This window comes from Nocardioides szechwanensis (genome assembly GCF_900103935.1).
In the GTDB taxonomy this organism is placed as follows: domain Bacteria; phylum Actinomycetota; class Actinomycetes; order Propionibacteriales; family Nocardioidaceae; genus Nocardioides; species Nocardioides szechwanensis.
The window spans coordinates 728,015-738,793 of sequence record NZ_FNIC01000001.1; the positions used below are offsets into that span (position 1 = coordinate 728,015).

Annotated in this window: 6 protein-coding genes and 1 pseudogene; 4 read left to right on the forward strand and 3 right to left on the reverse strand. The window is 69.6% G+C overall.

Annotated features, from left to right (window positions below; genetic code table 11):
- The first annotated feature begins 25 nt into the window (after window positions 1-25).
- The 4 genes from BLR90_RS03545 to BLR90_RS20870 all read left to right on the forward strand — a co-directional run bounded on the left by BLR90_RS03545 (window position 26) and on the right by BLR90_RS20870 (window position 5,258).
- Entirely contained in the window at window positions 26-1,666 is a 1,641-nt protein-coding gene (locus BLR90_RS03545; protein WP_091022581.1) for an acyl-CoA synthetase, read from the forward strand.
- Window positions 1,666-2,775, forward strand: coding sequence for an NAD(P)H-dependent flavin oxidoreductase (locus BLR90_RS03550; protein WP_091022583.1), 1,110 nt, complete (start codon window positions 1,666-1,668; stop codon window positions 2,773-2,775). The genes BLR90_RS03545 and BLR90_RS03550 overlap by 1 nt, the downstream gene beginning before the upstream one ends.
- A 42-nt stretch (window positions 2,776-2,817) precedes the next feature.
- Entirely contained in the window at window positions 2,818-4,278 is a 1,461-nt protein-coding gene (locus tag BLR90_RS20865) for an LVIVD repeat-containing protein (protein WP_170254193.1), read from the forward strand.
- 152 nt (window positions 4,279-4,430) lie between these two features.
- Window positions 4,431-5,258, forward strand: coding sequence for an IS5 family transposase (locus tag BLR90_RS20870; protein ID WP_170254192.1), 828 nt, complete (start codon window positions 4,431-4,433; stop codon window positions 5,256-5,258).
- A 157-nt stretch (window positions 5,259-5,415) separates the two neighbouring features.
- Here BLR90_RS20870 and BLR90_RS03560 read toward each other — a convergent pair whose 3' ends face one another.
- The 3 genes and pseudogenes from BLR90_RS03560 to BLR90_RS03570 form a co-directional block, all read right to left on the reverse strand.
- Complete coding sequence (locus BLR90_RS03560) at window positions 5,416-8,514, reverse strand: DUF11 domain-containing protein (RefSeq protein WP_170254191.1); 3,099 nt, start codon at window positions 8,512-8,514, stop codon at window positions 5,416-5,418.
- A gap of 297 nt (window positions 8,515-8,811) precedes the next feature.
- Window positions 8,812-9,087, reverse strand: a pseudogene (locus BLR90_RS03565) (GIY-YIG nuclease family protein); the annotation flags it as partial.
- A 57-nt stretch (window positions 9,088-9,144) separates the two neighbouring features.
- A partial coding sequence (locus tag BLR90_RS03570) for a DUF11 domain-containing protein (RefSeq protein WP_218126867.1) occupies window positions 9,145-10,779 on the reverse strand: 1,635 nt, incomplete at its 5' end.

Below are 10,779 nucleotides of genomic sequence, written 5' to 3' on the forward strand. Positions count from 1 at the left end.
CAAGAACGTGTTCTAGTCTCGCGGCGTGGCCCTCAACATCGCTGATCTCTTCGAACACGCCGTCGACGCGGCCCCCGACAACCCTGCTGTGAAGGTGGGGGACCGGGTCGTGACCTATGCCGACCTGGAGCGGGACTCCAACCGGTTGGCGCACTACCTGCAGGCCCAGGGGGTGAAGCCGGGCGACCACGTCGCCATCTACGCCAAGAACAGCGTCGAGCACGTCGTGGCGGTGCTGGCCATCGTCAAGATCCGGGCCGTCAACATCAACGTCAACTACCGCTACGTCGAGGGCGAGCTCAACTACCTCTTCGACAACGCCGACGTCGTCGCGCTCATCCACGAGCGCACCTACGCCCCGTTGGTCGCCGCGTGCGCGCCCAACCACGAGAAGCTCAAGACCTTCGTGGTGATCCCCGACGTCCTCGACCCCGACAACGACTCCGACATCTCCTCCTTCGGCGGCGTCCTGCTCGACGACGCGCTCGCCGACCAGAGCGCCGAGCGTGACTTCGAGGAGCGCAGCAAGGACGACCTGCACATCATCTACACCGGCGGCACGACCGGCTTCCCCAAGGGCGTCATGTGGCGCCACGAGGACTTCTGGCGGGTGCTCGGCGGCGGCATCGACTTCTATAGCGGCGAGCCGCTGGAGGAGTACGACCAGTCCAAGCAGGCCACCGAGCCGCGGATGGTGACGTTCCCGCTGAGCCCGCTCATGCACGGCGGCGCCCAGGCCGGCCTGCTGATGCACCTGTTCGCCGGCCACCTGACGATCCTCGAGCCGAAGTTCGACCCCCAGCGCACCTGGGAGGTCATCGAGCGCGAGGGCGTCCAGCTGATCTTCATGACCGGCGACGCGATGGCGCGCCCCCTGATCGAGGAGTTCGAGCGCAAGGCCGCGACGGGCACGCCGTACGACGGCTCCTCGCTGTTCGCGATCTCCAGCAGCGCCGCGATCTTCAGCCCGCCGGTCAAGCACCGCTGGATGGCGGCGTTCCCCAACAGCATCTTCACCGACTCCGTCGGTGCGTCCGAGACCGGCTTCCAGGGCATGGGCATGCAGGACAAGGACGCGATCAGCAGCGATGGACCGGTCGTCGGCCTGGGCCCGGCGAGCGTCGTGATCGACGACGACGACCACGTGATGGACCTGGCCACCAACGTCGGCAAGATCGGCCGGCTCGGCCGCGGCGGATCGGTGCCGGTCGGCTACTACAAGGACCCGGAGAAGTCCGCCAAGACGTTCCTCCAGATCGACGGCGCGCGCTACTCGGTGCCCGGTGACTTCGCGCGGATCGAGACCGACGGGCGGGTCACCCTGCTCGGTCGCGGCTCCAACTGCGTCAACACCGGCGGCGAGAAGGTCTACCCGGAGGAGGTGGAGATGGCGATCAAGGGCCACCCCGCCGTCTACGACTGCCTGGTCGTCGGCATCCCCGACGAGAAGTACGGCCAGGCCGTCGCCGCGGTCGTCCAGCCCCGTGAGGGCCAGAGCGTTACGCTCGACGAGCTGCGCGAGTTCCTGCGCGGCTCGCTGTCCGGCTACAAGCTGCCTCGTGCGGTGACCCTGGTCGACGAGATCCCGCGCAACGCCACGGGCAAGGCGCAGTACCCGCGCGCCAAGGAGCTGGCCCTGGCCTCGACCGCAGGGGCTGGCGCCTGATGCGTACCCCTCTCTGCGACCAGTTCGGGATCGACTACCCGATCTTCGCGTTCACGCCCTCCGAGCACGTCGCGGCCGCGGTGTCGCGGGCCGGTGGCCTGGGCGTGCTCGGCTGCGTGCGCTTCAACGACGCCGCCGAGCTCGAGAAGACCCTGACCTGGCTCGACGACAACACCGACGGCAAGCCCTACGGCGTCGACATCGTGATGCCGATGAAGATCCCCACCGAGGGCACCTCGCTCGACCTGGGCGCGATGATCCCGGAGGAGCACAGGAAGTTCGTCGACGAGACGCTGCTCAGGCTCGGCGTCCCGCCGCTGCCCGAGGGTGAGGGCCGCGAGGGCGTGCTCGGCTGGCTGCACTCCGTGGCCCGCTCGCACCTCGACGTCGCGCTCCAGCACCGCCCGGTGCTGATCGCCAACGCGCTCGGCTCCCCGCCGGTCGACGTGATCGAGAAGTGCCACGAGCACGGCATCAAGGTCGCCGCGCTCGCCGGCGCCGCCAAGCACGCGCTGAGCCACGTCGCCAACGGCGTCGACATCATCGTCGCGCAGGGCTACGAGGCCGGCGGCCACACCGGCGAGGTGGCCAGCATGGTGCTCCAGCCCGACATCGTTGACGCCGTTGGGCCCGACGTACCCGTCCTCGGTGCCGGCGGCATCGGCTCCGGGCGCCAGATCGCGGCGTCGCTCGCGCTCGGCTCGCAGGGCGCGTGGATGGGCTCGATCTGGCTCGGTACGCAGGAGTACCAGCTGATGGGTGCCGCCAACAGCGAGGCCTGGGAGACGGCCTTCACGCGCGCCACCAGCAGCGACACGGTGCGCACGCGGGTCTACACCGGCAAGCCGGCCAGGCTGCTCAAGACCAAGTGGACCGAGGCCTGGGCCGAGGAGGGTGCTCCGCAGCCGCTGCCGATGCCCCTGCAGAACCTGCTCGTAGCAGGGGCGCACAACCGGATCAGCGCGGCCAACGACCCCGACGTCATCTCGATGCCGATCGGTCAGATCGTCGGCCGGATGAACGAGGTGCGCCCGGTGGCCGACGTGATGGCCGACCTGGTCTCCGAGTTCGAGGAGACCGTCCGCAGGCTGGACAAGATCAGCGGCTGAAGGTAGCCGTACGGCGGCAGCGTCGTTGACACTCACATGGTGATGACCGACACACATCCGCGCCGTTCTGCCCTACGACGACTGCTCGTCGTCGCCGTCAGCCTCGCGAGCGCCGGGGCCGGTCTCACCGTTTCGGGGATCCTCAGTGCGGAGGGCTCGTCGTTCCCCTCCGCCGTGCCCGAGGCGAAGTGCGGCCCCGGGGCGCGTCCCGAGACCGACGTCCAGGGCCGGGTGCCGCAGCGCGACTACGACTCCGGCCGGGTCAAGCGGGGTTACCAGTGCAACACCCGGCTCGTGGCGCACCATGGCGGCACGGGCGGCTTCAAGACCCTGCGCTACACCGACCGCCGCGGGCACACCTGCGCCTACTACGACTCGACCCGCACCTTCCCTCTCGACTCCTTGTTCCAGGTCAGGTCGGGCTTCGGCGTCATCGTGCTGGACATGAGCGACCCGGCGCGGCCGCGCACGACCGCCACCCTCAAGACGCCCGCGATGCTCAGCCCACACGAGTCGCTGCTCGTCGAGCCCCGGCGGGGGCTGCTTGCCGGCGTGCTCGGCAACGCCACGACCAACGTGGGCATCCTGGAGATCTACGACATCCGTGACGACTGCCGCCAGCCGAAGCTGCTGTCGGCCACGCCCAGTGCGGTCCTGGGGCACGAGAGCGGCTGGTCGCCTGACGGGAAGACCTACTGGGCGGCCAGCTCGGTCGGCCAGACGCTCGTGGCCATCGACGTGAGCAGCCCGCGGTCCCCGCGGCAGGTCTTCCGGCAGGACGGCGTCAACTTCCACGGCCTGCGCTTCTCGCCCGACGGGCGCACGATGTATGCCTCCAACATCAGCAACGACATCTCCGACGGCACCTTCCCCGGCGAGGGGCTGCGGGTCATCGACGTGAGCGAGGTCCAGGCCCGCGAGGCCGACCCCTCCATCCGCGTCCTTTCGGACCTGACGTGGCGCGAGGGCTCGATCCCCCAGGTGGCGCAGCCGTTCCGGCGCGCCGGGCGCAGCTATGTCCTCCAGGTCGACGAGTTCGCCAACTTCGGCCCCACCAGCTTCGCCGACGCCGCGGTCGGCGCTGCCCGGATCATCGACGTGACCGACCCGCGGCGGCCCCGGGTGATCTCCAACCTTCGGCTCCAGGTCCACCAGCCCGCCAGTCGCCGGGCAGCGTTCAACGACCCCGGGGCCAGCAGCCCGGTGGGTGGCTACGCGGCGCACTACTGCTCGGCGCCCTACCAGCAGAACCCCCGCATCGTGGGCTGCTCGATGATCGCCTCCGGCTTGCGCCTCTTCGACATCCGCGACCTCACGCACCCCAAGGAGATCGGCTACTTCAACCGGCCGGTCGACAGCGCTGCGCCGCTGAAAGCGGGAGCCAATGCCCTGTCCCAGCCCGCGTGGGACGTGAAGGGTCGCTCCGTCTGGTACACCGACGGCAACTCGGGCTTCTACGTCGTCAAGCTCACCAACGGCATCGGTCAGCTGCTCGCCCGCTGACCCCTACGGTGGTTGAGGTGCGAGCGCAGCGAGCCTCGAAACCACCTCAGCAGGCCGAGCTACGTTCGCGACATGACCACCCTCGACGGGTCGTGTGTCTGACTGGGTGTGTCCCTATTGCACGGACGGTTCGCGTGGTCACCGTGCGGGGCGTGACGTACCCAAGTGACCTGACCGATGACCAGTGGGACCTGCTGGGGCCGGTGTTCAGCGCGCCGGGCAAGCGCGGCCGCAAGCATGCCAAGGACCTCCGGAGTGTGGTGGACGCGATGCTGTACATCGCCCAGACAGGCTGCCAGTGGCGCTACCTCCCGGCGTCGTTCGGGCCGTGGACCCGGGTCTGGTCGCAGTTCCGCCGCTGGTCACGCAACGGCACCTGGGCGCAGGTCCTGACGGTGTTGCACGCGGCGGCACGCCAAGAGGATGGGAGGGCGGAGGCGGCGCCCTCGATGATCGTCATCGACACCCACCTGGCCCGCGGCGCCTCGAACGGTGGGTTCACCTTCCATGACCGCGGCGGCCCCTACGGCCGCACCAAGGGCGCGAAGCGTGTGGTCGCGGTCGATGTGACCGGTCTCCCGGTGGGTGCGCTGGTCGTGCCCGCCTCCACGCACGAGAACCGGGCCAGCGAGTTGATGCTGGAGCACCTGACCCAGCAAGGCGTCACCGGCCGGCTCGAGCTGGTCCTGGTGGACCGGGGCGTCACCGCGACCGCGGCCCGCGCACTCGGCCGAGACCACGACGTCGAGGTCCGCCGGGTCGGGTGGGACGACAAGCAGCCGGTCTTCCGCCCCATCCGACACGCCTGGCGCGTCGAGGTCGCCAACGGCCGCCTCGGACGCTCCCGCCGCCTGGCGAAGTCGTTCGAGAACACCACCTCGTCGGCGACCGGCTGGCTTCAGCTCGCGTGCATCGCCACGACGCTGCGCCACCTGTCACGAGAACAAGCCCGCCGGCGTCCTGTCGCGGTCGCAGCTTGACCACCCCCGGTCGCGAACCGCGCGGAATGCCATGTGCGGATGGTTCATGTTGCCCATGGCCAGGAGGCGGCTCACGCGCACCCCTTCGGACTGCGACCCAGTGAGTTCGACGTACCCGCGGTCCCCGACGTCACCGCGACATGGCTGCGGCTTTGAGTCAGCGCAGGCGAACGTTCCGGCTCAGCCGAGTCCCGTCCGCGAGCGTGACGACCAGTCGGGCTCGGTGGATCCGATCCTTGCGCAGGAGCCGGCCGGCCCCGTGGGTTGCCCGCAGGCGTACGGTGATCGTGGTCCCCGCTCGTGACCGGTCGCGACCACGGGCCAGGACGTCGCCCAGGTGGATCCGGGACCCGGCGTTGGCGAGGGCGAGCAACCGCGCCGAGAAGGCGCACCTGGCGTTGCAGCGCACCCGCACGGAGACCACCGTGTCGCCCGCCCTCGTGGTGGTCACCGTCGCCGCCCGCGCAAGTAGCACGACCGGGGCAGGGCCAGAGGTGGCGGTGAAGGACGCGGTCGCGGTGTTGTCGCCCGGCGACGGGTCGTTCGTTGAGGCGGTGACGCGCGCCTCGTTGGTGACCGTGACGGAGGTCGGCTCCGTGGGGGTGGTCACGGGAGAGTTCGTCGTGGCTCCGCCGGTGCGCACCTCGAGGCACAGCAGGCCGATGCCGGCGTCCAGCTCTTCGGAGGTCGGGTTGTGGAAGCGGAAGAGGCGTGTCTTCGGCTGCGGGTCGGTCCCCAGCGACAGTGCCATCGACGTGTAGTCGGCCACGATGCCCTTGGCCTGGTCCGCGCAGGTCAGGGCGGACTCGGTTCCGGAGCCGGCGTCCACGGTGAGGGTGTCCTCGAGCTCGATCAGGCGCAGGGCGTGGTGGTGCCCGGCCGCGTTGGCTGTCGTGGACCTCAGGCAGCGGATCGAAAAGGTTCCCCCGCCCGGTCCGTGGGCGGTGACGCCGAACTGCCAGCCCGTCGTGGTCGGCTCGTTCGAGGTCACCCGCGCCCCCGTGAGGTCGGTGTAGGAAGGTGCGATGGCCACCTCCCCGGCAGGACAGTTCAGCGGCTGTGTCTCGGCGCCGGGCCCCGACCAGGTGGTGAACTCGAGGAGCGGGTCCGAGACGGTCAGGGCGTGATCGTGGCCCTGGGTGGCCGTGGTGTGGTCGGTGAGGCACACGACGATGACCTTTGCCTGGACCTGGCCGGTGGCGGTACTGGTCAGGGTGCCGGCCCATCCCGTGCCGTCCGGGGTTGCGGCGCTGGACACGACCGAGACGTCGGACAGGGTGCCGCCGTCGACGTGGTCGATGCGGACGGTGCCGTCGGTGGCGAGGTAGCCGTCCGGGCAGGTCGCCGACTGTGTGGCGGTCGAGGGGCCGACGACGGAGAGGTGGGCCTCGACCTTGGTGGCGTCGAGCTGGTGGGTCAGGGTCGGGTCGGTCGGGCCGGTCGTGGGGGGCGGGGGCGGGGGTGGGGGCGTGACGGTGGCCTGGATGACGACGCTGCGACTGGCACCCGACGGCACCGTGTTGAGTTGGCATGTCACGGTGGTGGTGCCGGTGCACCCGGGCGAGCTCGATGACCAGGTGAGGCCCGCGGGTAGCGCATCGGTGATGGTGACGTCGTGGGAGTCGGCGGGGCCGGCGTTGTGGACGGTGAGGGTGTAGGTCACCGTCTGCCCGGCGGCGGCGGTGCTGACGTCGACGTTCTTGGTGAGCGAGAGGTCCGCGGCAGGCGGTGGTGCGGGTGGGTTGCACTCCGGGGCGTCGGCGCCGTTCCAGGACAGCTCTGTGGTGACGGCCGTCGGAGTTGTGGTTGTCGGATGGTTCAAGGTGATGAGGAACTGGGGCAGTCCGGCGGCGGTGTTGAGGTTCAGGCCAGTGAGGTCGACCGTGCCGTCTGCGCCGATGGGCCGGTCGGCGATGGACGTGATGGGTGCTCCGTTGCCGTCGAGGAAGGCGACGGCGCCGTCTGTGTAGGTCGTCCGATCGGGCGAGAGGATCGCCAGTTGGGTGTAGGAGTCCGGGACGCACTGGGCGGCAGGCGAGATCACCGGGGAGGCGAGCACGCGGATGCTGCCGCTGTCGCACTCCTTGCCGGTGAACGCGTCCATGGGGGTGACCGCGGAGCTGCCGCCCACCCCGACGTTGCTGACGACCCAAAGACACGAGGGCCGAGCCGGATCGGCGTTGACCGTGTAGATGCTGGTTATCGGGCGCGGGAAGCTCGGGCACGGCGCAGCGGAGCCGAAGTCGTAGCACTGCACTTTCGAGTAGACGTCGTTCGCGAGGTAGACGCGGTCACCAAGAATGACGGCGGGGCCGTTGAACCTGTGGTTCTCCCGCAGAGTCGAGGTGAGGCCGAAAGGAATCGCCAGTGCCCCACCTGTCACGTTGTAGCAGTCCGCCGGGTTGCCGGTGGCCAGGCAGAACCCTCGGGTGGCGCCCGCGGTGTCGAGGACGGGGAAGGGTGCGCCGCGGTAGCCGTTGGCTCGCGCGTTGGCGACTGGCCAGGACCCTGCGCACACCGCGCCGGTAGCCGGGTCCCAGCAGGTGATCGCGGCCGCCGAGGTGATGTAGGAGATGATGATATTTCCGCCGATCTGCGCGATCGCCGGTGCCCCGTACGAGGCCCCCCACGGCGGTTGGAAGGTGCCCGCGATTCCCAGGGAGATCGGTGAGGCGGGGCAGGCGGCCAGGGTGGCGAAGTCGAAGCAGAGCAGTGTGTTCGCCCCGGTCGCGGAGCTGGACGGTGCGCCGGCGACATAGTTGAAGGCGTACCACTTCGAGCCGACCTGGACGGGGTTGCTGACGGTGCCGTAGATGCCGTTGACGGCGGCCCCGCCGGTTCCGGTCATCTTCGTGTAGCCGCAGAAGGGGTTGGGGGTCGTGTCCGGGAGGTTCGTGTCGATGCAGACGACACCGGCAGACGCGTCGAGCACGCGTGTTCCCCAAGTGTAGAGACGTCCGCTCGCCTCGATGATGTGGGTTCCGGAGTTGCCCTGGCTCTTGAAGTCGGTGCCGCTGGAGTCCACGACCGTTCGCGTGGGACCGCAGAACGCCCCGGTTGCCTGGAGGTTGCAGGCGACCGTGAGCCGTGGCCTGGCGTGGTAGACGCGGTACAGGGCGCGGGGCGTCATGGAGACGTCCCAGCCTGAGAAAGACGTCGGGTCGATCACCGTGAACGGTTTGGCGGGCGGCGCCGGCGTGATCACCGTCGCGGTGTAGGCGGCCGTGGCCGCTTGAGCCGGCGGTACCGCGGACAAGCATGACAAGACAACAAATCCGATGACCAGCATTGACCGACGCATCAGTTCCCCCCTCAAGACCTAGCGCACAAGGCCCGAGAGGTGCTAACTGGGCACCAGTAAGACACACAAGGAAGCCATAGGGGCCGATTGCGACACCAGACGTCAGCCGGTCTAGACGAGATTCGCTGTTGCGGGAAGGTTGACCCATGCGTCCGTGATTGCACCCTCATCGCCATGTCAGGGCGTTCCAGCGACATCTGCTGCGGCCGTTGTCGCGCGTCGTTCTCACACCTCTACGCGAAGGGGGCTGTGTCACACAGGGTTGGGCCAGCGTCCCCGACTCTGGTGGTATTCCAGCGCCTCGAAGTCGTCGCTGAACTCCAACAGTCCCGACCTTCTCGAGCAGCAGCGCCCGCACCTGCGCCGGGGTAGCGAAAAGAACTCGCGCCGCTCGTTGACGAAGTTCACCCGCCGGTCCGCGAACGCCTTGTGGAGCTCGTTCTCTAACGAGATGGCGTCCTCGGAGAAGAACAACGCGTGGGTGTCGTAGCGGAACGGGACCGAGGCGTCGCCAAGTTCCCGGATGCGGTCGTGCGGTTCGAGGCGCGCCCCGTCGCGGTGGGCGGAGGAGTGGGTGGCTGGTGGCTACTTGATGGTGACCTCACGGGTGGTGCGGACCCCGGCGGGGGTGATGACCACGAGCTTCGCGGTGTGCACCTGGTGTCGGCGCAGCACGGGGGTGCCGGCCCGGGTGGCGGAGAGCCGGACCGGGTGGGCGCCGGTGGTGAGCCGGGTGGTGGTGCGGGCCAGGACGTCACCGCGGCCCAGGCTGGTGCCAGCGAGGGGTCCTAGCGCGACGAGCTTGATGGTGACCAGGCGGGTCCGGGTGCTGGCCAGGTGCGTCTTGACGCTCGTCCGGTTCCCGGTGCTGACGATCCGAACGCGTGGGCTGGTGATGTGGACCCCGGTAAGGGTGACCGCCATGGTGGCGGTGTCGGTGTTGTTGGTCAGGTCGGGGTCGGGGGTGGCGGCGGTGACGGTGGCGGTGTTGGTGAGGGTGCCGTTGCCGGTACGCAACCCGAGACAGCCCAGTCCGTAGTCGGCGGTCAGGTCGCTGCTGGTGGGGTTGTAGAACCGGAACAGCCGGGTGATCGGCTGGGGGTCGGTGCCCAACGGCACCAGCCCGGCGTCGAGGGTGGCCCAGGCGGTGATGCCCTTGAACCCGACCGGGCAGGTCAACGCCCGCTCCACGGTCCCACCGGCTGGCACGCTCGCGGTGCCCGTCAGGTGGGTGGTCACCAGGTCGTGGCTGTGCCCACCGGTGCTACCGAGTCGGGTGGACAGGCACCGGATAGACAGGTCCGCGACCCCGGTGCCGACGTCGAAGCCCCATCCGGTGCCGGCCCGCTGCGTGGACACGGGGCCGGGGCCGGAGTCGAACGCGAACCCGGGTGCGACCGGGACCCCGGTGGGGCAGGTCAGGGTGTGGGTGCCGGTGACGTTCTCGGCGGTGACGAACCCGCCGAGGTTCACGTCGTGGGTGTGGGACTCCCCGGAGGTGGTGGTCGGTGACAGGCACACGGTGTTGACCTTGACCTGGGCCGTTCCAGTGCTGGTGTTGCGCACGGTGCCGGTCCAGCCGTGCCCGTCGGCGGTGGCCTTCGAGGCCAGCACGATCACATTCGCGAGGGTGCCGGTGTCCTGGTCGACGTGGTCGACGCGCACGGACCCGTCCACGGCGTTGTACCCGATGGGGCAGGTCGTGGTCGCGGTCTCGGTCTGTCCGGCTGGGATGGACAGGTGGGACTCGAGCTTCGTCACCTCGAGCTGGTGGCTGTGCGAGGCCCCTTGCGCGACCGGGTCGACCACCGCCCGGATGATCACGCTCACCTCACCGGCGGCCGGGACGGTGCCCAGGTCACAGGTCACCGTCTGGCCGGCGTGACCACACCCGGGGGCGGAGTGGAACGACAGACCAGCCGGGAGCGAGTCGGTCAAGGTCACCGACCCGGCCGCGGTGGGCCCGGCGTTGGTGACCCGCAGCGTGTACGCCACGATCTGACCCGGCTCGCCCAGCGGCCGGTCCACGGACTTGGCCACCGCCAGGTCCGCCACGGGGGTCACTCCGAGCCGCCACACAGTGGCGTGGTTTTGGCCGGAGACGGTGGTCGAGTAGCCGACCACGAGGTCACCCGACACCCCATGGGCGGAACTGGTCGTGCCGCCGAGGGTGCCCAGGTCGGTCATGGGGCCGCCGGTGCCCAGGTCGTAGACGAACGC